26 protein-coding genes are annotated in these 24306 nt (G+C 68.1%); 12 read left to right on the forward strand and 14 right to left on the reverse strand.

What is annotated here, in order from left to right:
* Positions 1–25: 25 nt before the first annotated feature.
* The gene (locus AC5P6H_RS17015) at positions 26–424 is read left to right on the forward strand and encodes an EF-hand domain-containing protein (protein WP_100449356.1); all 399 of its coding nucleotides are present in this window, start codon (positions 26–28) and stop codon (positions 422–424) included.
* Between the two features lie 68 nt (positions 425–492).
* Here AC5P6H_RS17015 and AC5P6H_RS17020 read toward each other — a convergent pair whose 3' ends face one another.
* Positions 493–1674 (reverse strand): UbiH/UbiF family hydroxylase, encoded by a 1182-nt coding sequence (locus tag AC5P6H_RS17020; protein WP_126411748.1) that lies wholly within the window; start codon positions 1672–1674, stop codon positions 493–495.
* The gene (ubiH, locus tag AC5P6H_RS17025) at positions 1671–2879 is read right to left on the reverse strand and encodes a 2-octaprenyl-6-methoxyphenyl hydroxylase (RefSeq protein WP_014645993.1); all 1209 of its coding nucleotides are present in this window, start codon (positions 2877–2879) and stop codon (positions 1671–1673) included. Before ubiH ends, AC5P6H_RS17020 begins: the two co-directional genes overlap by 4 nt.
* Positions 2880–2988: 109 nt before the next feature.
* Here ubiH and AC5P6H_RS17030 point away from each other — a divergent pair, with 109 nt between their 5' ends.
* From AC5P6H_RS17030 to AC5P6H_RS17075, 10 genes are all read left to right on the forward strand, one after another.
* On the forward strand, positions 2989–3573 hold the full coding sequence (locus AC5P6H_RS17030) for a hypothetical protein (protein ID WP_053495544.1): 585 nt from the start codon (positions 2989–2991) through the stop codon (positions 3571–3573).
* Between the two features lie 8 nt (positions 3574–3581).
* A complete protein-coding gene (locus AC5P6H_RS17035; protein WP_049404150.1) occupies positions 3582–4136 on the forward strand; it encodes a cob(I)yrinic acid a,c-diamide adenosyltransferase in 555 nt (184 codons plus the stop codon).
* Between the two features lie 9 nt (positions 4137–4145).
* Positions 4146–5084, forward strand: a complete 939-nt coding sequence (locus tag AC5P6H_RS17040; protein ID WP_032959020.1) for a histone deacetylase family protein — start codon at positions 4146–4148, stop codon at positions 5082–5084.
* An 89-nt stretch (positions 5085–5173) separates the two neighbouring features.
* Positions 5174–7681: an LPS-assembly protein LptD gene (lptD, locus tag AC5P6H_RS17045; RefSeq protein WP_495202906.1), complete on the forward strand. Its 2508-nt coding sequence runs from the start codon at positions 5174–5176 to the stop codon at positions 7679–7681.
* Positions 7678–9024 carry a peptidylprolyl isomerase gene (locus AC5P6H_RS17050; RefSeq protein ID WP_032959016.1) on the forward strand — a complete coding sequence of 449 codons (1347 nt, stop codon included), beginning with the start codon at positions 7678–7680 and terminating at the stop codon, positions 9022–9024. The genes lptD and AC5P6H_RS17050 overlap by 4 nt, the downstream gene beginning before the upstream one ends.
* A gap of 3 nt (positions 9025–9027) precedes the next feature.
* Positions 9028–10008 (forward strand): 4-hydroxythreonine-4-phosphate dehydrogenase PdxA, encoded by a 981-nt coding sequence (gene pdxA / locus AC5P6H_RS17055; RefSeq protein WP_046428925.1) that lies wholly within the window; start codon positions 9028–9030, stop codon positions 10006–10008.
* Entirely contained in the window at positions 10005–10808 is an 804-nt protein-coding gene (rsmA, locus tag AC5P6H_RS17060; RefSeq protein WP_014645986.1) for a 16S rRNA (adenine(1518)-N(6)/adenine(1519)-N(6))-dimethyltransferase RsmA, read from the forward strand. Before pdxA ends, rsmA begins: the two co-directional genes overlap by 4 nt.
* Positions 10809–10821: 13 nt before the next feature.
* Positions 10822–11205, forward strand: coding sequence for a Co2+/Mg2+ efflux facilitator ApaG/CorD (gene apaG, locus AC5P6H_RS17065; RefSeq protein ID WP_008268668.1), 384 nt, complete (start codon positions 10822–10824; stop codon positions 11203–11205).
* A gap of 15 nt (positions 11206–11220) precedes the next feature.
* On the forward strand, positions 11221–12237 hold the full coding sequence (locus AC5P6H_RS17070) for a symmetrical bis(5'-nucleosyl)-tetraphosphatase (protein WP_014645985.1): 1017 nt from the start codon (positions 11221–11223) through the stop codon (positions 12235–12237).
* Positions 12234–12878 carry a DUF1287 domain-containing protein gene (locus AC5P6H_RS17075; protein ID WP_049440156.1) on the forward strand — a complete coding sequence of 215 codons (645 nt, stop codon included), beginning with the start codon at positions 12234–12236 and terminating at the stop codon, positions 12876–12878. The genes AC5P6H_RS17070 and AC5P6H_RS17075 overlap by 4 nt, the downstream gene beginning before the upstream one ends.
* Before the next feature lie 128 nt (positions 12879–13006).
* On the opposite strand, the gene AC5P6H_RS17080 is transcribed toward AC5P6H_RS17075, so the two are convergent.
* The 9 genes from AC5P6H_RS17080 to AC5P6H_RS17120 form a co-directional block, all read right to left on the reverse strand.
* Positions 13007–13498 carry a dihydrofolate reductase gene (locus AC5P6H_RS17080; RefSeq protein ID WP_495202923.1) on the reverse strand — a complete coding sequence of 164 codons (492 nt, stop codon included), beginning with the start codon at positions 13496–13498 and terminating at the stop codon, positions 13007–13009.
* 5 nt (positions 13499–13503) lie between these two features.
* Entirely contained in the window at positions 13504–14298 is a 795-nt protein-coding gene (locus tag AC5P6H_RS17085; RefSeq protein WP_495202907.1) for a thymidylate synthase, read from the reverse strand.
* A complete protein-coding gene (gene lgt / locus AC5P6H_RS17090; RefSeq protein WP_046428907.1) occupies positions 14295–15182 on the reverse strand; it encodes a prolipoprotein diacylglyceryl transferase in 888 nt (295 codons plus the stop codon). Before lgt ends, AC5P6H_RS17085 begins: the two co-directional genes overlap by 4 nt.
* A gap of 95 nt (positions 15183–15277) precedes the next feature.
* Entirely contained in the window at positions 15278–15772 is a 495-nt protein-coding gene (locus tag AC5P6H_RS17095; protein ID WP_180835740.1) for a TPM domain-containing protein, read from the reverse strand.
* Entirely contained in the window at positions 15772–16659 is an 888-nt protein-coding gene (locus AC5P6H_RS17100; protein WP_495202908.1) for a TPM domain-containing protein, read from the reverse strand. Before AC5P6H_RS17100 ends, AC5P6H_RS17095 begins: the two co-directional genes overlap by 1 nt.
* Before the next feature lie 3 nt (positions 16660–16662).
* Positions 16663–17280, reverse strand: a complete 618-nt coding sequence (locus AC5P6H_RS17105; protein WP_032960128.1) for a LemA family protein — start codon at positions 17278–17280, stop codon at positions 16663–16665.
* Between the two features lie 539 nt (positions 17281–17819).
* A complete protein-coding gene (locus AC5P6H_RS17110) occupies positions 17820–18980 on the reverse strand; it encodes an MFS transporter (protein WP_014645977.1) in 1161 nt (386 codons plus the stop codon).
* Positions 18981–19209: 229 nt separating this feature from the next.
* Positions 19210–19959 (reverse strand): TerC family protein, encoded by a 750-nt coding sequence (locus AC5P6H_RS17115; protein ID WP_049406113.1) that lies wholly within the window; start codon positions 19957–19959, stop codon positions 19210–19212.
* Between the two features lie 33 nt (positions 19960–19992).
* Positions 19993–20388: a diacylglycerol kinase gene (locus AC5P6H_RS17120; protein WP_014036025.1), complete on the reverse strand. Its 396-nt coding sequence runs from the start codon at positions 20386–20388 to the stop codon at positions 19993–19995.
* A 213-nt stretch (positions 20389–20601) separates the two neighbouring features.
* On the opposite strand from AC5P6H_RS17120, the gene AC5P6H_RS17125 reads away from it, so the two are divergent.
* The gene (locus AC5P6H_RS17125) at positions 20602–21303 is read left to right on the forward strand and encodes an SGNH/GDSL hydrolase family protein (RefSeq protein ID WP_014645976.1); all 702 of its coding nucleotides are present in this window, start codon (positions 20602–20604) and stop codon (positions 21301–21303) included.
* Positions 21304–21438: 135 nt separating this feature from the next.
* On the opposite strand, the gene AC5P6H_RS17130 is transcribed toward AC5P6H_RS17125, so the two are convergent.
* The 3 genes from AC5P6H_RS17130 to AC5P6H_RS17140 all read right to left on the reverse strand — a co-directional run bounded on the left by AC5P6H_RS17130 (position 21439) and on the right by AC5P6H_RS17140 (position 24306).
* Positions 21439–22710 carry an ATP-binding protein gene (locus AC5P6H_RS17130; RefSeq protein ID WP_164077288.1) on the reverse strand — a complete coding sequence of 424 codons (1272 nt, stop codon included), beginning with the start codon at positions 22708–22710 and terminating at the stop codon, positions 21439–21441.
* A gap of 153 nt (positions 22711–22863) precedes the next feature.
* Positions 22864–23577, reverse strand: coding sequence for a response regulator transcription factor (locus AC5P6H_RS17135; RefSeq protein WP_002811889.1), 714 nt, complete (start codon positions 23575–23577; stop codon positions 22864–22866).
* An 87-nt stretch (positions 23578–23664) separates the two neighbouring features.
* Positions 23665–24306 (reverse strand): arylesterase, encoded by a 642-nt coding sequence (locus AC5P6H_RS17140; protein ID WP_032956728.1) that lies wholly within the window; start codon positions 24304–24306, stop codon positions 23665–23667.

A 24306-nucleotide genomic window follows, 5' to 3' on the forward strand; every position in this document is an offset into this window, starting at 1 on the left:
GGTACCCTCTGGCAAGGAGCCTGTCATGAACCTTCCGCGTGCTGCCCTGCTGTTGACCATCCTGCTGGCCTCGGTACCGGCCATCGCCCAGCACGGCCCGTCCACGCCGGCGCAGAGCCAGCCGCTGGGCCCCACCGGCGGCGCGATCCGCCAGCAGCCGCTGGATGCCGGCCGGGTCAGCGGCAGCGTCGAGATTCCGCAGCCGGCCGGCGAGGCGCAGGTGACCGTGCGTTCGCTGGAACCGAGCAGCGTGGTCGGCCAGTACCGCATCCATTTCGCCGCGCTGGATGTGAATGGCGACGGCTTCATCAGCCGCGAGGAAGCACAGGCCAATCCGGCGCTGGCCGACGAATTCAATTCGCTGGACCGCAGGCACCGCGGCAAGCTGGACCGCACCGACCTGGCCGGCTGGCTGGTGGATTGAAAAAGGGGACGGAGGGGATTAAGTCGTATGTGCACAAACGACTTAATCCCCTCCGTCCCCTTTTTGCTTCAGACGCCGGCGGCGCGCTTCCAGAACGCCTGTACCAGCGGCGGCCATTTGCCGACACAGCCCAGCGCGCGGCCACGGGCCAGGGTCAGGTGCATCTCGTCGTTGGAGAACAGGCGGTTGATCGCATCGAAGCTGTAGGCGGCGATCTGGTTGTCGCTGCGCCGTTCGCGTGCCCAGCGCTGCAGGCGCTGCGGCGACAGCCGCGGCTGGCCACGGCGCTCGGCCGACGGCGCCAGCCACTGCTGCAGGGCGGCGACATCGCGCAGGCCCAGGTTCACGCCCTGCCCGGCCAGCGGATGCACCACATGCGCGGCATCACCCAATGCCAGCACGCGGCCGGCCACGTAGTGACGGGCCAGTTGGCGACGCAGCGGGAAGGCCGCACGCGGTGACGCCAGTCGCAGCTCACCCAGCCGTGCGGCGAAGGCGCGGGTCAGTTCCCGGTTGAAGGCGTCCTCGTCCAAGGCCAGCACACGTGCCGCCTCGTCCTCGGGCAGGGTCCAGACGATCGAGCTGCGGCGCTCGGCCACCGGCAGCAACGCCAGCGGCCCGCCCGGCAGGAAACGCTGCCAGGCGGTGGCCTGGTTGGGAAGATCGCTGTCCACGTAGGCCACCACGCCACGCTGGTGGTAGTCATGCTTTTCAACCTCGATCCCGGCCAGTTGGCGCAGGGTCGATTCGGCGCCGTCGGCGGCCACTGCCAACGCCGCTTCCAGGCGACGCCCGTCATCCAGGCGCAGGCGCACGCCCTCCTCGTCCTGCTCCAGCGCGTCCACCCGTGCCGGGCAGTGCAGCTGCACACCCGCCGCCGGCAACGCCGCCCACAGGCGATCCTGCAGCAGGCCGTTCTCGACGATGTAGCCCAGTTCACGACGGCCGAAGCGATCGGCATCGAACAGCAGATCTTCGCCACCGGCCGCATCCCACACCTGCATGCGCCGATAGGGCCAGGCACGGGCCTGCGCGATCGCCGGCCACACACCGAGGCGGTTCAGCAGCTGAACGTTGTCAGCAGCGAAGGCGAACACGCGCAGGTCAGGCTGTGCGGCCTGCCACGGCGCGGGCTCACGACCTTCCACCAGCGCAACCGACAGGCCGGCATCGGCCAGCGCCAGCGCGCACGCGGCACCGACCACGCCACCACCGACGATGGCCACATCAAGGCGCATGCGCCGGCTCATGCGGCTTCTCCGCGGCACAGGCGCGGCACTTCGCCGCGGAAGCCCATCGCGCCACCGACCAGCATCGACTGCACCGAGGCGCGTTGCGCGGCCACCAGGCCGAGGCTGCGCAGCGGCCGCATCAGCGGTGCCGGATTGCTGGTCAGCCGTGCCAGGCCACCCGAGAACGCCACCGTCTGCCGTCGGTCTTCCTGGCGGCGCGCAACATAGGCCTGCAGCAGCACATCGCTGCCGGCATCCTCGTGCGCATCCTCCAGCAGTTCGGCCAGGGTCAGCGCATCGCGCAGGCCCAGGTTGAAGCCCTGCGCACCCAGCGGGTGGATGGTCTGCGCGGCATTGCCCAGCAGCACCGTGCGTTCACCGGCCAATGCGCGCGCCAGCACCTGGATGAGCGGATAAGCGCTGCGTGGACCGGATTCGAGCAGGCGGCCGGCACGCCAGCCGATCGCATCCTGCAGGCGCTGCAGCCAGGCCGCATCGTCCAGCGCCATCACCGCATCGGCCTGGTCCCGCGCCACGCCGTGCACGGTGCCGAAGTGGCGGTCGCCGCGCGGCAGCAGGGCGGTCGGGCCGGTATCGGTGAAGCGCTCCCAGGCCGTGCCATCCGGCGCGCGCTGGCTGCGCACGCGGGCCACGAACAGGGTCTGCTGGAAATCATGCCGGTCGACCTCGATGCCCAGCGCGCCACGCACACCGCTGGTCGTGCCATCGGCACCGACCACCAGCCGTGCCAGCAGTACGCGCTCGCCGGTCTCGTCGGCCACCCGCACCTGGCGGTAGCCGTCGACCACCTCGCCCAGGCCCAGGAACCGCATCGGCCGGTAGCGCCGCAGCTGCGGCAGCTCCTGCAGGCGCGCTTCCAGCGCCTGGCCGAAGTCACGCGCGACAACCACCTGGCCGAACCACGGCCGGTCGTAGTCGGAAGCCTCCAGCTGCACGCGGCCGAAATCGCCGGCGCGGCTGACATGGATGCGGCGGATCGGGCCCGGCGCCATCGCCAGCTTCTGCATGACCCCCAACGCGGTCAGCGCGTTGACGGTCGCCGCGGCGAAACTGAGGTTGCGCTGGTCGAACACCGCCGGCAGCTCGCCGGCCGGGCTGGCTTCGAGCAGGCCCACGTCGCGGCCCAACCGGTCCAGGGCAATGGCCAGGCTGGCACCGACCAGGCCGCCACCGACGATCAGCACGTCATGTCGTTCACTCATGGTGTTCATGATACGCGCTCGCCCCGCCCGGACACCCAACAGCCCCCGACCTGCGCCAACCGGCGCGGCGGGCTAGAATGAAACCTGAATCCGCTCCGGGCCCGCTGCCATGTCCGCCACCGCCAACCGTGCCTTCGTCCTGTCCGTACTCGTGCTGTTGCTGGCGGCGACCCGGGTCAACCACTTCGCGGCGATCCCGGATGCCTCCTGGGCGGTGTTCTTCATCGGCGGCTTCTACCTGGCTGGCTGGACCCGCTGGGCGTTCCCGCTGCTGATGGTGTTCGCGGTGCTGGTGGACTGGATCGTGATCCGCAGCAGCGGCCTGGATTTCTGGCAGCACTACTGCGTGTCGCCGGGTTACTGGCTGCTGCTGCCGGCGTATTTCTCGCTGTGGGCCGGCGGCATGCTGCTGGGCCGCAACTACCAGGGGGCACGCTGGCCAGTACTGGCCAAGGGCGCGCTGCTGCTGGTGGCCTCGGTGGCGGTCTGTCACCTGCTCGCGCAGGGCGGCTTCTACTGGACCAGCCGCAACGTGGCCGAGCCGACGCTGGCCGGCTGGGCACAGAACTACGCACAGTGGTTCGGGCCGTACCTGCGCACCACCGCCATCTACGTGGCGCTGGCCTCCGCCCTGCAGCTGGCCGTGGAGCAGGTACTGAAGCTCCAGCAGGCCCGCCGCGACATCCGGCACTGAGCCGCGCCATGGGTCATCGCCTCTCGCGCATCTATACCCGCACCGGCGACGACGGCAGTACCGGCCTTGGCGACGGCCAGCGCGTGGCCAAGGATGATGCCCGCGTGGCGTCCTACGGCACTGTCGACGAAGCCAATGCCGCACTCGGCCTGCTGCTGGCCACGGCGCTGCCCGAAGACGTGCGCGCGCTGGTGGTGCATCTGCAGCACCAGCTGTTCGACCTGGGCGCCGAACTGTGCATCCCCGGCCACGCCGCGATCCACGCCGCCGATGTGTCGGCACTGGAACAGCAGCTGGATCACTACAACGCCAGCCTGCCGATGTTGAAGGAATTCATCCTGCCAGCCGGTGGCGAGGCCGCCGCACGCTGCCACCTGGCGCGCACCATCGTCCGCCGGGCCGAGCGCGAGACGGTCACCCTGGCCCGCCACGACGCCGTGCGCAGCGAGGCACTGCAGTACCTCAACCGGCTGTCGGACCTGTTGTTCGTGCTGGCCCGGGTGCTGGCCCGTGCCGATGGCCATGGCGAAGCGCTGTGGCAGCCACAGCAGCGCCAGCGCTGAGTCGGCACGATGCTGGTCTTCACCCATCCGTCCTGCCTGCTGCATGACCCCGGCCCTGGCCATCCGGAGTGCCCGCAACGCCTGCAGCATGTGCTCGATGCCCTGCACGCCGCCTTCCCCGGCCAGCTGGACTGGCGCGAGGCGCCGCCGGCCAAGTTCGGCGAACTGACCCGGGTCCACGACAGCGCCCTGCTCGACTTCGTGCTGCAGCCGCAGACCGCGCCGCTGCGACAGCTGGACATGGACACCTGGACCTCGCCCGGCTCGGCCAGTGCCGCCGTGCATGCCGCCGGCGCCGGCGTGGCGGCGGTAGATGCGGTGATGCTGGGCGAGGACCCGCTGGCGTTCTGCGCGGTGCGGCCACCGGGCCACCACGCCACCAGCAGCACTGCGATGGGCTTCTGCCTGCTCAACAACATCGCCATCGCCGCCGCCTACGCCCGTGACCGTCATGGCCTGGAGCGGATCGCGGTGGTCGATTTCGATGTCCACCATGGCAACGGCACCCAGGACATCTTCCAGCACGACGCCCGGGTCTCGTACTACAGCACCCACCAGGCCGGGCTGTTCCCCAACTCCGGCCTGCGCCGCGACCGCGGTGCCGGCAACCTGATGAACATCCTGCTGCCCCCCGGCAGCGGCGGTTTCCGCTTCCGCAATGTGTGGGCCGACGAGATGCTGCCGGCCATCGACGACTTCCGGCCGCAGCTGCTGCTGATTTCGGCCGGCTTCGATGCCCACCTGCGCGATCCGCAGGCCGACCTGATGCTGGAAACCGACGATTTCGCCTGGATCACCCGCGAACTGCATGCGCTGGCGCGCCGCCATGCGGCCGGCCGGGTGGTCTCGATGCTGGAAGGCGGCTATGACCTGCAGGCCCTTGCCGAGTGCAGCGTGGCCCATGTCCGGGCCCTGCTGTCCCCCCCACCGGGGAGCGTCTCCGGATGAACCCGAACCGGCAGGATCCGACGCCCTTCATTGCCCCTATGCAAGGGATGGGGCAAGCTACCGTCCGTTTTCGCCCGAATCCGAACCGCGTGCGCCGAGCCCTCCGCCTGCTTCCCCTGCCTCTGAGCATCGCCATCTGCCTGCCGGCAATGGCCGATGAAAAGCCGCTCAACTGGGGCCTGTGCCCGGCTACCGACGTGATTCCCGCGTTCACCGATGCCCCTGTCCCGGTCCCGGTCCCGGGGCAGGACAAGGCCGCCGCCAGCGCCGCGCGCGAGCAGCAGCCGACCGACATCGAGGGTGACCAGCTGCTGGGCACCACAACCGTGCCGCAGTACGAAGGCAACGTGGCCCTGCGCCGTGGCGACCAGTTCGTCGGCACCGACAAGCTCAGCTTCGATACCGAGACCGGCAACTACATCGCCGACGGCAATGTCCGCTACCAGGACTCCTCGATCCGCATGGTCGCCAAGCGCGCCGAGGGCAACCAGGAAAGCGACACCCACAAGATCACCGACATCAAGTACCAGCTGGTGTCGCGCCGCGGCAACGGCGATGCCGAATCGGTCGACCTGCAGGGCGCGGTCGGCCAGATGCACCGCTCCACCTACACCACCTGCGACCCGTCGCAGCCGGTGTGGAAGCTGTCGGCGCCGCAGATCGAAGTGGACAACGACGAAGGCTTCGGTACCGCCCGCAACGCCGTGCTTCGCATCGGCAAGGTGCCGGTGCTGTGGGCGCCGTACTTCAAGTTCCCGATCGACGACCGCCGCAAGACCGGCCTGCTGTTCCCGCAGCTGGGCATGTCCGGCCGCAACGGTTTCGATTACGCACAGCCGATCTACTTCAACCTGGCGCCGAACTACGACGACACGTTGACCCCGCGCTACATGAGCCGGCGCGGCCTGATGCTCGACAACGAATTCCGCTACCTCTACAACGGCGGCCGCGGCGAACTGCTGACCGCGTTCATGCCCAACGACAAACTGCGCGACCGCGACCGCGGCCGGGTGATGTTCGGCGGCTACCACAACCTCGACGACCACTGGCAGGCCCGCGCCAACCTGGCCTGGGTCAGCGACGAACGCTATGTGGAAGACTTCGCCAACCGCCTGGTGGGGGTCACCGCGTCGAACCTGCAGAGCACCATCGGCCTGTACGGCACTGGCAGGAACTGGACGGCCGGCATCATGGCCGACCGCTGGCAGCTGACCGACTACACCCTCAACGAGGGTGCGCTGGCCTACAACCGCCAGCCGCGCCTGTATCTCAACTGGGACAAGCCGGTCCTGCCGTGGCTGGAAACCGGCATCTACGCCGAAGCCGTGCGTTTCACCCACGACGACATCAACTTCAAGTACGGCGCTGATGCGGGACCGGACCTGCAGTACACCCGCAACGGCAACCGTCAGACCGACGGCATCGGTGTCAGCGGCGGCTCGCGGCTGGATGTCAAACCCTACGTGTCGTTCCCGATCAGCGGCGCGGCCTGGTATGTCACGCCGACCCTGGCCTACCGCTATACCGGTTACCAGCTGGACCGTGGCCTGGTTGATGGCGTGAACGGCATCCGCGGCCAGATCCTGCGTTCGCAGGGCATCGACCCGAACACCGCCACACCGGAACAGCTGCGCGGCAACACCTCGCCCAGCCGCAGCCTGCCGATCGGCAGCATCGACGCCGGCCTGTTCTTCGATCGCGAGACCCGCATCGGTGGCAAGTCCTTCCTGCAGACCCTGGAACCGCGCCTGTTCTACCTGCGCACGCCCTACCGCGATCAGGACGAGCTGCCGATCTTCGACACCCGCGACTTCACCTTCAGCTGGGGCCAGCTGTTCCGCGATTCTCGCTATACCGGCGCCGATCGCCAGAACGACGCCAACCAGCTGACCATGGCGCTGAGCACCCGCTTCATCGACCAGACCACCGGCAAGGAACGCTTCTCGGCCTCCATCGGCCAGATCCAGTACTTCGACGAATCGCGGGTGACCGTCACCCCGGGTGGCGCGCCGGTGGAGAAGGGCAAGTCGGCGTGGATCGCTGACGGCAACTACATGATCAACGACCGTTGGACCCTGGGTGCCACCTACCAGTGGGACCCCAAGTACAAGCGCGAGGATCTGGCCAGCGTCCGCGCCCGCTACCTGATGCCCAACGATGGCGTGATCAACCTCAGCTACCGTTACCGCATCAACTCCGGCGCCCCGGCCACCGCCAACAAGCATGACCGCACGCTGCTGGAACAGGCCGACCTGTCGTTCCTGTACCCGCTGAATGCGCGCTGGAGCCTGGTCGGCCGCTACTACTACTCGCTGCAGGACAAGGAACCGCTGGAGATCATCGCCGGCGTCCAGTGGGACAGCTGCTGCCTGGCCGTGCGTGCGGTCGCCCGCCGCTACGTCCGCAACCGCGAAGGCGAGATGAACAACGCCATCCAGCTGGAGTTCGTGCTCAAGGGCCTGAGCTCCCTGGGCCAGGACACGGACCGTACCCTGCGCCGTGCTATCCTCGGCTACAACCGCGACGACCTCTATCTCGTGCCGCCGAGCAACACCGGGGCGACCCGGGATGACTACGATCCGAACCTGATCCCATGACCAAGCGCTTCCCCGTTCTTCTCGCCTCGCTGCTGGCGGTGTCCAGCGTGTCCGCCCCCCTGCAGGTGCTTGCCCAGGAGGCGCAGCCGCTTGACCGCATCGCCGCCGTCGTCGATGAGGACGTGATCCTGCAGAGCGAGCTCCAGCGTGCGATCGCCAACATCAAGGCGCAGTACGCCGGCCGTGAAAACCAGCTGCCGCCGGAAGACGTGCTCAGCCGCCAGGTGCTCGAGCGCCTGGTGCTGGTCAAGCTGCAGGTGGCCCGCGCCCAGGGCAGCGGCATCCGGGTCAGCGACCAGGAGCTGAACCAGGCGATGAACTCCATCGCCCAGCAGAATGGGTCCAACCTGGACGCCCTGCGCCAGCGCCTGGCCCATGACGGCATCGACTTCAACGATTTCCGCGCTTCGGTGCGTGATGAGATCACCGTGCAGCGCCTGCGCCAGAGCTTCGCGCAGAGCCGCATCAGCGTCAGCGAGGGTGAAGTCGACGCCGCGCTGAAGCAGCAGGCCACGGTGGGCAACCAGTACCACCTGGCGCACATCCTGATCGCCCTGCCCGACGGCGCCAACGCTGACCAGATCGCCACCGGCCAGAAGAAGGCCGATGGTGTGAAGACCCTGCTGGACAAGGGCGAGCTGGACTTCAACGCAGCGGCCGTGCGCTATTCGGACAGCCCGAATGCACTGGAAGGCGGCGACCTGGGCTGGCGCAGCCTGGATGAAATCCCGCAGGCCTTTGCCCAGATGATGGAAAAGATGAAGCCCGGCGAAGTGGTCGGCCCGATCCGTGGCCCGAGCGGCTTCCAGCTGCTGAAGCTGGTGGAAGTGCGTGACGCCAGCTCCGCCGCCGCCGGTGAGCATACGGTCACCGAATTCCACGGCCGCCATATCCTGGTGCGCGTGGACGACCACCAGACCGACGCCGCCGCCAAGGCCAAGATCGACACCCTGCGTGCCCGCATCGCCGGTGGTGCCGAGTTCCAGACCGTTGCCAAGGAGTCCTCCGAGGACAACAACAGCAAGGGCCAGGGCGGTGACCTGGGCTGGTTCCCGGCCGACGCGTTCGGTCCGGCCTTCGGCCAGCAGGTGGAAGGTCTCCAGGACGGTGGCGTCAGCCAGCCGTTCCGTACCGATGCCGGTTGGCACATCGTGCAGCGCGTGGCGACCCGCCAGACCGACGTGACCACCGACAACCAGCGTGCCCAGGTCCGCGAGACCATCGGCCGCCGCAAGCTGGAAGACGAGTACAACCGCTTCCTGCAGGAACTGCGTGGCGAAGCCTACGTCAGCTTCCGCAGCGGCGACCGCGCGGAAAACACCGCCACCCCGCCGCAGTCCTGACCGATGCGCCCCGAGCTCGCTCTGGTACCGGGCGAGCCCGCCGGGATCGGCCCGGAGCTATGTGTCCGCCTCGTCCAGCAGCCGCGTGAAGATTGCCGGCTGCTGGCCTTCGCCGATCCGGACACCCTGCACGCGGCCGCGGCCGCGCTGAACCTGCCCCTGCAGCTGCTGCCCGAGGACGCCGAAGCACGCGCCCCCGGCGATCTGCGCCTGCGCGCTGTCCGCAACGCTGCGCCCAGCCGCTTCGGCCAGGCCGATCCGGCCAATGCCGGCGCGGTCATCGGCGCGCTGCTCGGCGCCGGCCAGGCCTGCCTGTCCGGCGAACTGCACGGTGTTGTGACCGGCCCGGTGCACAAGGCGGTCATCAATGAAGGCGGCATCGCCTACAGCGGCACCACTGAACTGCTGGCCGACCAGGCCGGGGTAAAGGTGGTGATGATGCTGGCCAACCACATCGTGCGCGTGGCCCTGGCCACCACCCACCTGCCGCTGCGCGAGGTGGCCGATGCGATCACCGCGCCCGGCCTGGAGCACACGCTGCGCACGGTGCACGCCGCACTGCGCCGTGAGTTCGGCCTGCCTGCGCCGCGCATCGCCGTGCTCGGCCTGAACCCGCACGCCGGCGAAGATGGCCACCTGGGCCGCGAAGAACTGGATCTGGTCATCCCGCTGCTGCAGCGCCTGCGCGCGGAGGGCATGGACCTGGTCGGGCCGCTGCCGGCCGATACCGCCTTCCTGCCCGCCAAGCTGGCCGGCTTCGACACCGTGCTGGCGATGTACCACGACCAGGGCCTGCCGGTACTGAAATATTCCGGCTTCGAACAGGCGGTGAACCTGACCCTGGGCCTGCCCTATCCGCGCGTGGCGGTGGACCATGGCACCGCGCTGGAGCTGGCCGGCCGCGGCATCGCCGATCCCTCCAGCCTGCAGGCGGCAACGACGCTGTGTGCGCAGCTTGCGCGGCAACGTACACTGGGCGCATGAATTCCCCGCATTCCCCCTCCGGCCCGGTGTTCACCGCACCGGCCAAGAAGCAGCTTGGCCAGCATTTCCTGGCCGACCGCCACTACATCGACAAGATCGTGATGGCGGTCAACCCGAAAGACGGCGACCGCCTGGTCGAGATCGGCCCTGGCCAGGGCGCGATCACCCTGCCGCTGCTGCGCGTGCACCCCACGCTGACGGTGATCGAGTTCGACCGCGACCTGATCGCGCCGCTGACCGCCGCCGCCGAGCCGCTGGGCGAGCTGACCATCGTTCATCGCGACGTGCTGCGCGTGGACTTCACCGAACTGGCTGCCGGCCAGCCGATCCGCCTGGTCGGCAACCTGCCCTACAACATCTCCTCGCCGATCCTGTTCCATGCGCTGGAGCATGCCGCGGTCATCCGCGACATGCACTTCATGCTGCAGAAGGAAGTGGTCGACCGCATGGCAGCCGGCCCCGGCAGCAAGGTGTATGGCCGCCTCAGCGTGATGCTGCAGGCCTACTGCCAGGTGACCTCGCTGTTCGTGGTGCCGCCGGGCGCGTTCCGGCCGCCGCCGAAGGTCGATTCGGCCGTGGTGCGTCTGGTGCCGCGTGACCCGGCCGCGATCAACATCAACGACCACAAGCGCTTCGCCGAGGTGGTCAAGGCCGCCTTCGGGCAGCGCCGCAAGACCCTGCGCAATGCCCTGAACAACGTGGTGTCCGCCGAGCAGTTCATCGCCGCCGGCGTGCGTCCCGATGCCCGCGCCGAACAGCTGGACGTGGCCGAATTCATCGCTTTGGCCAATGCCTCCTGATTACACTGCCGGTATGGAAGACGCTGACGTTTATGCCATCTCCGTCGAAGTCGCGCCGCGCTTCCTCGACGATCAATCCGCGCCGGAAGACGGTCGCTTTGCGTTCGCCTACACGATCCGCATCCACAACCAGGGGCGGGTCGCGGCACGCCTGGTCGCGCGCCACTGGCGCATCACCGATGCCAATGGTCGTGTCGAGCATGTCGATGGCGACGGGGTGATCGGCGAGCAGCCGCGGCTGCGCCCCGGTGAAGACTTCCGTTACACGTCCGGTGTCATGCTGGGGACCGATCACGGGACCATGCAGGGGCACTACGACATGGTCGCCGACGATGGCACCGAATTTGCCGCGCCGGTCGCACCCTTCGTGCTGGCCGTGCCGCGTACCCTGCACTGACACGGAGGCCGAACGATGAGTGTGTGGGCGATCGGCGACCTGCAGGGCTGCTATGACGTCACCCAGCGATTGCTGGAGAAGATCCGCTTCGACCCGGCGCAGGACACCCTGTGGTTCTGCGGCGACCTGGTCAACCGCGGCGGGCAGTCGCTGGAAACGCTGCGGCTGGTGCACTCGCTGCGCGAGCACAGCGTGGTGGTGCTGGGCAACCATGATCTTTCGCTGCTGGCCGTCGGTTCGCGTACCGAAGAGGAACAGCGCAAGGTCAACCCGGACCTGCTGCGCATCGTGCAGGCCGAGGACCGCGACGAACTGCTGGACTGGCTGCGCCTGCAGAAGCTGGTGCACGTGGACCGCGAGCTGGGCTGGATGATGGTGCACGCCGGCCTGGCGCCGAAGTGGACCACGCAGATGGCCGAGAAGCATGCCGCCGAGGTCGAGGTGCAACTGCATGGCGCCGGCTACCGCAAGCTGTTCCGCAACATGTACGGCGACAAGCCGAGCTGGGCCCCGAACCTGTCCGGTTACGACCGCTCGCGCGCGATCATCAACGTGCTCACCCGCATGCGCTACTGCACCCCGCGGGGGCGCATCGGCATCGAGGACAAGGGCACGCCGGGCACGCAGGAACAGGGGCTGTATCCCTGGTTCGAAGTGCCCGGCCGGGTCGAGCGCGACCTCAAGGTCGTCTGCGGCCACTGGTCGGCGCTGGGCCTGACCATCACCCAGGGCGTGCACGCCATCGACACTGGCGCGGTCTGGGGCGGCAAGCTGACCGCGCTCCAGCTTGATACCGACGAGCTGCGCGTAGTGCAGGTTCCGGGCCGCGACGTACCGGCACCCGTGCCCAACGCCCGCCCGCCGGCGCGACCGGCGCACGAGCGCCCCGGCGCTGCGACGCAGGGCAAGGAACAGGGCGGCAACGCCGCTGCCACCCCGGGCAACCGTGGCCCACGCCGCCGTCGCCGTCGTGGTGGCGGAGGGGGCGGCGCGGGTGGCGGCACCCACAACAGTCCCCCGCCGCAGGCGTGACGCGGCGCGGCTGGGCACCAGGGACGGTGCTGCTGACGCTGGCCCTGGCCAGCGGCTGCCAGCCCGGCTCGCCGCCTGCTCCCACGGCTGCGGATGGTGCTGCACATGCGCCGACGCAGCCGCAGGCCCCTTCGCCGCCACTGGTGGCCGCAGCCCGCGCGCAGGTCGGCGTCACCACCCGTTACGATCCTGCTTACCAGGTACTGGCCTATCCTGGCGGCGACGTGCCACTGGATCGCGGCGTGTGCACGGACGTGGTGGTGCGCGCCCTGCGCGATCTGGGCCTGGACCTGCAGGTACGCGTGCATGAGGACATGCGCGGCAGTTTCAGTGCCTATCCGGCGATCTGGGGCCTGTCACGGCCGGACCGCAACATCGATCATCGTCGTGTACCGAACCTGATGCGCTGGTTCGAGCGCCAGGGCTGGCAGCAACCGGTCACGGCCCTCGCCGCCGACTACGCGGCCGGCGACATCGTTGCCTGGAAGCTCAATGGCAACGGCCTGCTGCACGTGGGCATCGTTTCTGACCGGCGCCTGGCCAATGGCACACCGCTGGTGCTGCACAACATCGCGCGCGGCACGCGCGAAGAGAACCTGCTGTTCCAGCACGCGATCATCGGGCATTACCGGATGCCGTAGCGACAGTCCCGGTAGAGTCGACTGTTAGTCGACTATCGCGCGCAGCGCGGGTTTTTCGGGTGACCGCCGAGAGCAGTCGACCAACAGTCGACTCTACCCCGTCGGTGTTTTCGTTGGTATTTCCGCGATCAGCGGCGCACGTAGTGCACGAAGCGGAACGCGTAGGCGTGCCGTTCGTCGGCCGGGTGCGGCTCGCTGCTCACTTCCTGCCAGTCCTGCACGTCCACTTCGGGGAAATGGGTATCGGCGGGGACTTCGGCATCGACCCAGGTCAGGTACAGGTCACTGGCCTGGTCCAGCAACTGGTGGAAGATCTCGCCGCCGCCGATGATGCACAGCTCGCTGGCGCCCTCGCCTTCGGCAATCGCCTTCGCCTCGTCCAGCGACGCCACCGCACGCATGCCCTCGAACGGCACCTGGCCGCTGCGGGTCAGTACGAGGTTGGTCCGCCCCGGCAGCACGCGGCCGATCGACTCGGCCGTCTTGCGCCCCATCAGGATCGGCTTGCCCAGGGTGAGCGCCTTGAAGTGCTTGAAGTCATCCGGCAGATGCCAGGGCATGGCATTGCCCTGGCCGATGCCACGGTTGCCGTCCAGCGCCACGATCATCGACAGCTTCAGGGCGCTCATACCGCCACCGGCGCCTTGATCGCCGGGTGCGGGTCGTAGCCGTCGATGCGGATGTCGTCGAACTGGAAGCCGAACAGGTCGGTCACCTCCGGGTTCAACCACAGCTTCGGCAGCGCGCGCGGCGCGCGCGACAGCTGCTCGCGGGCCTGCTCGAAGTGGTTCGAGTAGAGGTGCGCATCGCCCAGCGTGTGCACGAAGTCGCCCACGCCCAGGCCGGTGGCCTGCGCCACCATGTGGGTCAGCAGCGCGTAGCTGGCGATGTTGAACGGAACGCCAAGGAAGATGTCACCGCTGCGCTGGTACAGCTGGCAGCTGAGCTTGCCGTCCACCACGTAGAACTGGAACAGGTTATGGCATGGCATCAGCGCCATCTGCGAAAGCTCGCCCACATTCCAGGCACTGACCACCAGCCGGCGCGAATCGGGGTTGCGCTTGATCTCGTCCACAAGCCACTGCATCTGGTCGATCTGGCGGCCGTCGGCGGTGGCCCAGCTGCGCCACTGCTTGCCGTAGACCGGGCCGAGGTCGCCGTTCTCGTCGGCCCACTCGTCCCAGATGCGCACCTGGTTGTCCTTCAGGTAGCCGATGTTGGTGTCGCCCTTCAGGAACCACAGCAGCTCGTGGATGATCGAGCGCAGGTGCAGTTTCTTGGTGGTGACCAGCGGAAAGCCTTCGGTGAGGTCGAAGCGCATCTGCCAGCCGAACACGCTGCGGGTGCCGGTACCGGTGCGATCATTCTTCTCGGCGCCATGCTCGAGCACGTGCGCCAGCAGGTCCAGGTAGGGCTTCATGGCTTGCCCTCGGCAGCCACCGGCAACTGCGGCTGCAGCACCGGCGCGCGGCGCGACATCACCAGCAGCACCAGGCCGAAGGCGATCAGCGGCAGGCTGAGGATCTGGCCACGGGTCAGCCAGTCGAAGGCCACGTAGACGCCGTTGTCCGGCATGCGCACGAACTCCACCGCGAAGCGGAACAGGCCGTACATCAACGCGAACAGGCCACCCACCAGGTAGCGGTGGCGCGGCTTGGCCGACACCGCCCACAGCACCACGAACATCACCAGGCCTTCCAGGAACGCTTCATACAGCTGCGACGGATGGCGGGCGTACGGGTTCAATGCGCCGGTGGCGAACTGCGCCTGCAGCGTCGCGTGGTCGAGCTGGTTCAGCGGGGCCGGCAGGCCGGACGGGAACACCACGCCCCAGGTCCCGTCGGTGTACTTGCCCCACAGCTCGGCGCCGATGAAGTTGCCGATGCGGCCGAAGCCCAGGCCCAGTGGCACCAGCGGCGCCATGAAATCCATGGTGTCGAAGAAATGCAGCTTGTGCTTGCGCGACCACCACCAGCAGGCGCCCAGCACGCCGAGCAGGCCACCGTGGAAGCTCATGCCGCCGTCCCACACCTTGAACAGCAGCAGCGGGTTGTGCAGGAAATCGCCCAGCGCGTAGAACAGCATGTAGCCGATGCGCCCGCCCAGCACCACGCCGAGCATGGCGTAGAACAGCAGGTCGGAGAAGCCGTTGGCATCGACGCCCGGCAGGCGCCCCGCGGCAATGCGCGTGCGGCCCAGCAGCCACGCTGCGGTGAAGCCGAGCAGGTACATGATGCCGTACCAGTGCACCTTGATCGGCCCCAGCGAAAGGGCGATGGGGTCGATGTCGTGGAAATAGATCATGGAAAACGCCTGGCGGGAGTACGGGTATTTTAGCGTCCCTGCCCCGCCCGGGGCCGGGGCCGGCACGGGCGGAGGACCACGCCGCAGATCAGGGTTCAGTCCAGGATCTGGGGCGCGTCAGGCAACGCGTCATGCTCGGACCGCATCGAGGCCGGAAAGTGCCCTTCGATCAGGCTGGAGACCTCGTCGATGGCATCCTGCAATGCCTCGACCGGATGGGCGCCGCGCAGGCCCTCGCGCAGGTGGGTGCAGACCCGCTGCCACTGCGCCGGGCTGACCCGGCCGTGCAGGCCACGGTCGGCAACGATCTCGATCGCGTGATCGGCCAGCAGCAGGTAGATCAGTACGCCGTTGTTGTGGGCGGTATCCCAGGTTCGCAGGCGCGCAAAGGCATGCTCGGCGGCCTGGCGCGGGGTCACCCTGTGCCACAGCGCACCCAGCGGCAGGTCCGCTTCCACCGCGAACATCACCTGCCCACCGTGGCGCTGCTCACCGGCCGCGATGGCCTCGGTGATCGCCTGCAATGTGGCCGGCGGGAAGGCACGCCGCACCGAGGGCGAGAATACATGGCGGAACAGACGTTGGATCATCACCAGCCTCCCGAAGCGCCACCGCCACCGGAACGGCCGCCGCCACCGCCCCAGCCACCACCACCACCGAATCCACCGCCCCCGCCGAAACCGCCTCCGCCACCCCAGCTGCCACCGCCCCAACCGCCACCGCCGGCAAAGCGACCCGGGTGGCCGGACAGCATCGCCACGATCAGGCCGACCACGCCGGCCAGGCCACTGGCCAGCAGCGTGGAGGTGAACAGGAATGCTGCCAGCGCCGCACCCGCGCCGCCGAGCAGGCCGCGCAGCGGACGCGGCACGCGCGAGAAGACCCCGCGCAGGATGCTGCCAGCGAACACGCCGATGAACAGCGCCAGGAACCAGGTATCGCCACCACCACCGGGCTCGCGCCCGCGATGGCCGCTGACCGGTGCCGGCAGCGGTTCGCCGTCGATCAGCTTGACCAGCACCGCCGTGGCATCGGTGATGCCGCCGGCATAGTCGCCGCTGCGGAAGCGCGGGACCAGGTATTCCTGGATCACCCGGTTGGCGATGGCATCGGGAATGGCGCCTTCAAGGCCGTAGCCCGGCTCGATGCGCACGCGCCGGTCATCCTTGGCCACCACCAGCAGCACGCCGTCATCCACGCCCTTGCGGCCGATCTGCCATTGGTCGAAGACCCGCGTGGTGTATTGCGCGATGTCCTCCGGCTGGGTGGTGGGCACCACCAGCACCTGCAGCTGGCTGCCTTTGCGCTGCTGCAGCTCGATCGCCTGCCGCACCAGCGCCTGCTTCTGCGTGGCGTCCAGCGTGCCGGTGGTATCGACCACCGGCGAGTCCAGCGCAGGAATCGGCGCCAGCGGCTGTGCCTGCGTTGCCAACGGCAGCCACAGCAGCAGGGCCAGCAGCGCAGTGGCCAGGCGCATCGGTCAGTGACCCGGCTGCGGTGCCGGCTGCTGCTGCGCGTTGCCGAAATCGACCGCTGGCGCGTTGGAAATCTGCGCTTCGTTGTCCACCGTGAAGTTCGGCTTGGTCTTGTAGCCGAAGATCTTGGCGGTGATCACCTGCGGGAACGAACGGATGTAGGTGTTGTAGTCCTGCACCTGCTGGATGTAGCGGCCGCGCGCAACCGTGATGCGGTTTTCGGTGCCTTCCAGCTGGGCCTGCAGGTCGCGGAAGTTCTGGTCGGACTTCAGCACCGGGTAGTTCTCGGTGACCACCAGCAGCCGCGACAGTGCGCTGCCGAGTTCACCCTGGGCCTGCTGGAACTGCTTGAGCGAGGCTTCGTCGTCGGCGTTGACGTTGATCTGGCCGACGCGCGAACGGGCGTTGGTGACTTCGGTCAGCACGCGCTCTTCCTGGCTGGCAAAGCCCTTCACCGTCTGCACCAGGTTGGGCACCAGATCGGCGCGGCGCTTGTACTGGTTGAGCACCTCAGACCAGCTGGCCTTGACCGCCTCATCCTTCTGCTGGATGGCGTTGTAGCCGCAGCCGGACAGCAGGGAGGCCAGCAGCATCAGGGGCAGGACACGGGTGAACAGGCGCATGGCGGAGGTTCCGGGTGGGCTTGGCACCGAGCATGCCACGGTTCGGGTGAAAGACCGGCCATCGGGCACCGCCCCCTCCGCGGTGGGTGGCGAGGAAGCGTTATCGGGGTCGGCCGGGAGGGTGGGTTGGCTGGGGGGCGCTGCCAGTACGTCCGTGTAAGCTCGGTCGCCGCATCCATGCGGCTCACGCCCCCAGCCAACCCACCCTCCCGGCCACGGACAATTTCCTGCACACCGCGGGAGGATCAAAAGAAAAAATCAAAAGCAAAAGCCGGTTCTTCAGGCATTCGTGTCGACCAAGGTCGACACCTACCAGAGCGGGGCGCCGTTACGACAGATCGCGGGAATCTGTCGAAGGCGGGGTGGGTCCGGTTGAGGGGGCGTGAGCCGCATGGATGCGGCGACCGAGCTTACATGGACGTACTTGCAGCGTCCCCCTCAACCGGACCCACCCCGCCAACCCACGGAATGCAGGCTTTTGCCGTTGACGTTGATTCGGCGGGTGCAGGGCTGCAAGCCCTGCCGTAAACCCTCTCCCCTCAGCAGGCCTCAGCCACCGCGGTGCGGGGACGCCCCAGCCACGCCAGCAGCAGGCCCGATGCCGCCAGCAGGCCACCGGCCACCGGAATCGCGGCATAGCCCAGGCCCGAGCTGATCACCGCACCGCCCAGCGCCGCACCCACCGCATTGCCCAGGTTGAACGCACCGACGTTGATCGACGACGCCAGGCCCGGCGCCTCGCTGGCCGCCTGCATCACCCGGATCTGCAGCGGCGGTACGAGGGCGAAGGTCGCCGCGCCGAACAGCAGCACACCGAGGGCGGCGGTGGCGTGGCTCATGAAGGCCAGCGGCAGCACGAACATCAGCACCGCCAGGACGGCCAGCAGGATCCGTGTGGCGCCATCCAGCGACCAGTCGGCCATGCGCCCACCGATGCCGTTGCCGAGGGTGAAGCCGATGCCGATCAGCGCCAGCGAGATCGCGATGAAGGTATTGGAGGCGCCGGTCAATTCGGTCAGCACCGGTGCGACGTAGGTATAGAGGGTGAACATGGCACCGGCGCCGAGCACGGTGGTGGCCATCGCCAGCAGCACCGGCGGCTGCAGGATCGCCTTCAGTTCGCGGCGCACGTCCGGGCGCGGCCCCGGTGCAGATGCCGGCAGCGCGAAGCCCAGCGCGGTGATTGCGATCAGGCCCAGCGCCGCAGTACCGGCGAAGGACAGGCGCCAGCCCAGCTGCTGGCCGACCCAGGTCGCCAGCGGCACGCCGCCGATGTTGGCGATGGTCAGGCCCATGAACATGGTGGCCACGGCGGCAGCCTGCTTTTCCTTCGGCACCAGGCTGGCGGCGACCACCGCACCGATGCCGAAGAAGGCGCCGTGGTTGAGGCTGGTGACCAGGCGCGACAGCAGCAGCAGCCCGTAGTTCGGCGCCAGCGCGGACAGCAGGTTGCCGACCACGAAGATGGACATCAGCAGCATCAGCGCGGTGCGCTTGCCGAAACGGCCCATCAGCAGGGTCATCACCGGCGCGCCCAGCATCACGCCCACGGCGTAGGCGGTGATCAGCATGCCGGCGGTGGGGATGCCAACCCCCACGCCGTCGGCGATGACCGGCAACAGGCCCATCGGGGCAAATTCGGTGGTTCCAATGGCGAAGGCGCCAACGGCAAGCGCCAGCAAGGCGGCTCTGGAATTCATGGGGGGTTTCCTGGGGGGCGGGAATCGGGAGTGCGTAGCCTGCGCGCTTTGCTGCGCCGGATTAAGCCTCGGCCCGGGAAAACACTGTTGATCCTGATTCACAAGTGGAGGCCGGAACGCCGCCGCAAGTGCAAAAACCGCAGCGCCGTTCGTTGTAGAGCCGCGCCCCACAACGCAGAACCCCCGGCCAGGCCGGGGGTTCTGGGTGACACACGTGCCAATGGCGCGCTTACCAGTTGCCGGCGCCCGGCACGTTGTGTTCGCGGGCGCGGCGGCGCATCAGCAGGTTCAGCCACTCCACCAGCACCGAGAAGCCCATCGCGGCGTAGATGTAGGGCTTGGGCACATGCACGTCCAGGCCGTCCAGGATCAGCACCGCACCGATCATCAGGATGAAGGCCAGGGCCAGCATCTTCACGGTCGGGTTGGCGTCGATGAAGCGGCCCAGCGGGTTGGCGGCCAGCAGCATCACCAGCACCGACAGCAGGATGGCCGCCACCATCACCGGGATGTGGTCGGCGATGCCCACGGCGGTGATCACCGAGTCAAGCGAGAACACGATGTCGATCACCGCGATCTGGGCGATCACGTAGCCAAACACGGCCGACGCCTTGGTGGTGGTGGGGTCTTCGTCCTCGCCACCGCTGATCAGTTCCTTGATCTCCATGCAGCCCTTGATGATCAGGAACAGGCCACCAACGATCAGTACCAGGTCGCGGATGGAAATGCCCATGCCGGCCACGGTGAACAGGTTGGCCGCCATGTGCGCCAGGTAGGCCAGCGAGACCAGCAGGCCGATGCGGGTGATGCAGGCCACCGCGATGCCCAGCTTGCGTGCAAACGGACGACGCTCTTCCGGCAGCTTGCTGACCGCGATGGAAATGAACACCAGGTTGTCGATGCCGAGCACGATTTCCAGCGCGCTGAGCGTGAACAGGGTCACCCAGGCATTGGGGTCGGCGAGGAACTCAAAGGACATGGAAACTCTTCAAGGCAGTGGGGGAATGGGGTTTCAGCCGTAGCTGCCGGCCAGCGCGTGCGGAACCACGACCAGCGCCCAGCACAGCAGCACGTTCATCATCAGCACGAACACCGCTGCCGAGCCCATGTCCTTGGCGCGGCCAGCCAGCTCGTGGATCTCGCTGCCGTAGCGTTCGATCACCGCTTCGATGGCCGAGTTGGCAAGCTCCATCGCCAGCACCAGCAGCATCGAGCCGATCAGCAGCGCGCGTTCGACCGGGGTCTGGCCCAGCCAGATCGCGACCGGAGTCAGCATCACCAGCAGGTATACCTCCAGCCGGAACGAGGACTCGTGCAGCCAGGCGGCGCGCAGGCCCTGCCAGGACCAGCGGGCGGCCTGGAAGATGCGGCGCGGGCCGCGGGGCATGTGGCCGAACTGATCAGCCACGGGTGGAACATCCAGCAACAGGGGCGCGGCGCAGCGACCGCTCAGACGCACGGCAGGAAATCATGGGTGCACAGGAATAGGCAGATGGCCGCCATTTTGCCACAAGGCCGCCAACCGCACCCCGCACCGGCCCGCTGAACGGCCTGCCAGGGGCAAGCACCGGGCTGGGCCGTGCTTCTATGATGGAGCTCCCCTTGCCTGCTGGAGCGCCTGATGTCCCGTCGCCGTACCTGCCTGCTGATGCTGGGCCTGCTGACTGCCGCACCGCTTGCCCAGGCCCTGAGCCCGGCCAGGCCGCCGCAGGTGCCCGAACAGGTCTCCAATGTGGCCTGGGCCGGCGACATGGCCCGCTTCGCCAGCGCCGACCAGGCCAACCCGCCGCCGCGTGGTGGCATCGAGTTCATCGGCAGCTCCTCGATCCGCTTCTGGGAGAGCCTGGCCACCGACTTCCCCGGCCAGCCGGTGTTCAACCGCGGCTTCGGCGGTTCGGAAGTGCGCGACAGCACCTGGTATGCCGGCCAGATCGTGGTGCCGTATGCGCCGTGCAAGGTGTTCTTCTACGCCGGTGACAACGACCTCAACAGCGGCCGCAGCGCCATGCAGGTGCGAGATGACGTGGTCGCCTTCGTGCAGCGCGTGCACCGCGACCTGCCGAAGACCAGGGTCGAGTACCTGTCGATCAAGCCGAGCCCGTCGCGCGCGCACCTGCTGCCGGCGATCAACGAAGCCAACGCGCTGATCAAGGCTGCGCTGGCCAGGCTGCCCAACACCGGCTTCACCGACATCTACACGCCGATGCTCGGCGCCGATGGACAGCCGGACGCGACGCTGTTCCGCGAGGACATGCTGCACATGACCCCGGCCGGCTATGCGATCTGGACCAAGGCGCTGGCGCCGAAGGTCAACTGCAATTGAGGCACTGTGGACGTCGGGCATGGCCCGGCGCTACCGCACCCCATCCACGCATGGCGTGGATCTACCGACATTTCAGCGGGATGGGGTCAGAGCCGGTTGCGCCGCAACGGGATCCGACCCCGGCAGGTCGCCGCGTTACCGGAAGACCACCGTGGCTTCGGTGCCCTTGCCCGGCTGGCTGGCCAGGCTGACCTTCCAGCCGAAGCGGTCGCACAGCCGGCGCACGATCGACAGGCCCAGGCCGGTGCCCTGCGGGCGGCTCGGCTCGGCGCGGTAGAAGGGTTCAAACGCGCGCGACAGCGCCTCGGCGGACATGCCGATGCCGGTGTCGCGCACCACCACCCGGTCATTGAGCACGTGCACGTCGATACGCCCTTCGTCGGTGTAGCTGCAGGCGTTGCGCACCAGGTTGCTGACCACCACCTGCAGCACCCGCGGCGGGGCGTGCAGGTGCACCGGGCCTTCGCTGTGCAGGTGCACTGACACCAGACGCGTACCCAGCAGTTCGTTGGCGTTGTCCACCTCGTAGCGGACGATGTCGTTGACGTCGAACAGCTCGATCTGGGGTTCGACGTCGGCCTCGCGGGCCAGGATCAGGAACGCGTCGATCACCGCTTCCATGTCACGGCCGGCGCGCTGGATGCGCTGCAGGCTGCGGCGCAGGCGCGGCTGCAGGGTTTCATCGCCCAGGGCCATGTCGCTGGCCACGCGGATGACGGTCAACGGCGTGCGCAGCTCGTGGCTCGCATCGCGGGTGAAGTTGCGCTCGCGGGCCACGTGCGCGCTGACCCGGTTGGCCAGCGAATGCAGCGCGGCCGCCAGCTGCCGGGTCTCGCCCTGCATGTCCGCGGGCAGCTTGTTCGGTTCCAGGTCGGCCGCCTCCGGGTGGCCCGGGTCCCAGCGCGAGACGCGCCGTGCCAACCAGTTCACCGGCGACACCAGGCGCTTGGAGGCCCGGTAGGTGACCCAGCTGGCGCCATACACCGCCAACAGGGTCAGCAGCACCGGCACGATGCCGAACCAGAACGCCAGCATCTCCGCACGCGAACGCAGGAACACCAGGTACAGGCGGCCGGCCGGACGCACATCGACCAGTACCAGCTGGTCATCCTTGGGCAGCTCGTGGAAACCGGGTTCCAGGTTGCGCAGGTTGGCCGGCAACGACAGCGCCGACTGCCCGCTTTCCAGCAGGTAGCCGCGGATGTTCTGGGTGTTGGGCGGTGGCTGCACCGGCGAGGCCTCGTGCAGCGTCCAGTAATAGGCCGCTTCCTCGCGCAGGGCGGCGCCGACCAGGCTGTGCTTGATCACCAGCGAAACCAGCCAGGCACCGAGCAGGATGCCCAGGCTGGCCAGGACTGCCTGCAGGATGAAGGCGATACGGATCTTGCGCGGCAGGCCGTGCGGCATTGCGGGGTCCCGGTCAGAGCGCTGCGATTATAGGCAGCGCGCTGCGCCGTAGTCGTGCACGGAGGATGACCGGCGGCAGTGCCGGCCGGTCATCCGTGCCCGGTGCGGGGTCGTTGCCCGGCCGGGCCTGATGCTGCACCGGCCTGGCCCCGATCAGGCCATCGGCTGGGCGATATCGGCAATGCGGTAACCGGCGCTCTGCACGGTGTGCAGCAGCGGACGGTCGAACGGCTTGTCGATGATCTTGCGCAGGTTGTACAGATGGCTGCGCAGGGTGTCCGAATCCGGCAGGCCATTGCCCCAGATCTCGCGTTCGATCTCCTGGCGGGTGACCACGCGCGGCGATTCGCGCATCAGGATGGTCAGCAGGCGCAGGCCGATCGGCGACAGCTGCAGTTCGGTACCGGCACGGGTGGCCCGCATGCTGACCGGATCGAGCACCAGGTCGGCGACCTTCAGCACTTCCGAACCCACCTGGCGGCGTTCGCGGCGGATCAGCGCGCGCAGGCGGGCTTCCAGCTCCTGGATCGCGAACGGCTTGGTCAGGTAGTCATCGGCGCCGAAACCGAGGCCGGTGAGCTTGTCGTCCAGCGTGTCGCGTGCCGTGAGCATCAGCACCGGGGTGGACTTGCGCGCATCGTTGCGCAGGCGACGGCATACTTCGATGCCATCCAGGCGCGGCAACATGAGGTCGAGCACCACGACGTCATAGCTGTTCTCCGCCGCAAGGCGGTAGCCATCCAGGCCGTCCTGTGCATAGTCGACTTCGAAGCCGCGACCTTCCAGGTATTCCCCGATCATCTCGGAGATGTTGCGGTTGTCTTCGACCACCAGCACCAAGCCGGAGGTCTCCTTCGTCTGACGCATGTGATTCCCTCTAACTTCAGCTTTGTGAAACATGCCGGATCGACGGTGGACGCGATGTGAAGTTCCGTCAAGAGGGTTGTAAATCGTTCAGAGCAGGGGCCGCAGGAGTGGCCAGACGTTGTCCAGCACCCTCGATTGCGCCTGCGCCGTGGGGTGCAGGCCATCGGCCTGCATCATGCCCGGCTGCAGGGCCACGCCCTCCAGCAGGAACGGCAGCAGCGGCACCTTGTACTGCGTGGCCAGCGCCTTGTAGGCCGCCGCCAGGCGCTGGCGGTAAGCGGGCCCATAGTTGGGCGGCACGTCGATGCCCAGCAGCAGCACCCTGGCGCCGGCCTTCTGGCTGGCCTGTACCATCTTTTCCAGGTTGCCCTGCACCTGTGCCGGGGTCAGCCCGCGCAGCGCGTCGTTGCCGCCCAGCGCGATCACCACCACCGTCGGCTTTTCCTTCGCCAACAGGCCCGGCAGGCGGGTCAGCGCGCCGGCCGTGGTTTCCCCGCTCATGCTGGCATTGACGATGCGCGCCGGTGTTTTCGACTGTTGCCTGACCCGCTGCTGCAACAGGCTGACCCAGCCGGCGTCGGCAGGGATATTGTGGGCAGCACTGAGGCTGTCGCCGAGCACCAGCACCGTACCTGCCGGGTCTTTGGCTCCGGCCAGCCCAGGCAGCAGCAATCCCAGCAGCAGCACCATCATCGCGCCGGCTCGCCGGCTCCATCCCGTCTTGCGCAT

Source organism: Stenotrophomonas sp. YJH_SMC_110, from assembly GCF_059369255.1.

Bases quoted from the DNA above. Each gene is read 5' to 3' on its own strand.
- AC5P6H_RS17015 (WP_100449356.1), top strand. From the start codon at position 26: ATGAACCTTCCGCGTGCTGCCCTGCTGTTGACCATCCTGCTGGCCTCG.
- AC5P6H_RS17020 (WP_126411748.1), bottom strand. From the start codon at position 1,674: ATGAGCCGGCGCATGCGCCTTGATGTGGCCATCGTCGGTGGTGGCGTG.
- ubiH (WP_014645993.1), bottom strand. From the start codon at position 2,879: ATGAGTGAACGACATGACGTGCTGATCGTCGGTGGCGGCCTGGTCGGT.
- AC5P6H_RS17030 (WP_053495544.1), top strand. From the start codon at position 2,989: ATGTCCGCCACCGCCAACCGTGCCTTCGTCCTGTCCGTACTCGTGCTG.
- AC5P6H_RS17035 (WP_049404150.1), top strand. From the start codon at position 3,582: ATGGGTCATCGCCTCTCGCGCATCTATACCCGCACCGGCGACGACGGC.
- AC5P6H_RS17040 (WP_032959020.1), top strand. From the start codon at position 4,146: ATGCTGGTCTTCACCCATCCGTCCTGCCTGCTGCATGACCCCGGCCCT.
- AC5P6H_RS17050 (WP_032959016.1), top strand. From the start codon at position 7,678: ATGACCAAGCGCTTCCCCGTTCTTCTCGCCTCGCTGCTGGCGGTGTCC.
- pdxA (WP_046428925.1), top strand. From the start codon at position 9,028: ATGCGCCCCGAGCTCGCTCTGGTACCGGGCGAGCCCGCCGGGATCGGC.
- rsmA (WP_014645986.1), top strand. From the start codon at position 10,005: ATGAATTCCCCGCATTCCCCCTCCGGCCCGGTGTTCACCGCACCGGCC.
- apaG (WP_008268668.1), top strand. From the start codon at position 10,822: ATGGAAGACGCTGACGTTTATGCCATCTCCGTCGAAGTCGCGCCGCGC.
- AC5P6H_RS17070 (WP_014645985.1), top strand. From the start codon at position 11,221: ATGAGTGTGTGGGCGATCGGCGACCTGCAGGGCTGCTATGACGTCACC.
- AC5P6H_RS17085 (WP_495202907.1), bottom strand. From the start codon at position 14,298: ATGAAGCCCTACCTGGACCTGCTGGCGCACGTGCTCGAGCATGGCGCC.
- lgt (WP_046428907.1), bottom strand. From the start codon at position 15,182: ATGATCTATTTCCACGACATCGACCCCATCGCCCTTTCGCTGGGGCCG.
- AC5P6H_RS17095 (WP_180835740.1), bottom strand. From the start codon at position 15,772: ATGATCCAACGTCTGTTCCGCCATGTATTCTCGCCCTCGGTGCGGCGT.
- AC5P6H_RS17100 (WP_495202908.1), bottom strand. From the start codon at position 16,659: ATGCGCCTGGCCACTGCGCTGCTGGCCCTGCTGCTGTGGCTGCCGTTG.
- AC5P6H_RS17105 (WP_032960128.1), bottom strand. From the start codon at position 17,280: ATGCGCCTGTTCACCCGTGTCCTGCCCCTGATGCTGCTGGCCTCCCTG.
- AC5P6H_RS17110 (WP_014645977.1), bottom strand. From the start codon at position 18,980: ATGAATTCCAGAGCCGCCTTGCTGGCGCTTGCCGTTGGCGCCTTCGCC.
- AC5P6H_RS17115 (WP_049406113.1), bottom strand. From the start codon at position 19,959: ATGTCCTTTGAGTTCCTCGCCGACCCCAATGCCTGGGTGACCCTGTTC.
- AC5P6H_RS17125 (WP_014645976.1), top strand. From the start codon at position 20,602: ATGTCCCGTCGCCGTACCTGCCTGCTGATGCTGGGCCTGCTGACTGCC.
- AC5P6H_RS17130 (WP_164077288.1), bottom strand. From the start codon at position 22,710: ATGCCGCACGGCCTGCCGCGCAAGATCCGTATCGCCTTCATCCTGCAG.
- AC5P6H_RS17135 (WP_002811889.1), bottom strand. From the start codon at position 23,577: ATGCGTCAGACGAAGGAGACCTCCGGCTTGGTGCTGGTGGTCGAAGAC.
- AC5P6H_RS17140 (WP_032956728.1), bottom strand. From the start codon at position 24,306: ATGCGCAAGACGGGATGGAGCCGGCGAGCCGGCGCGATGATGGTGCTG.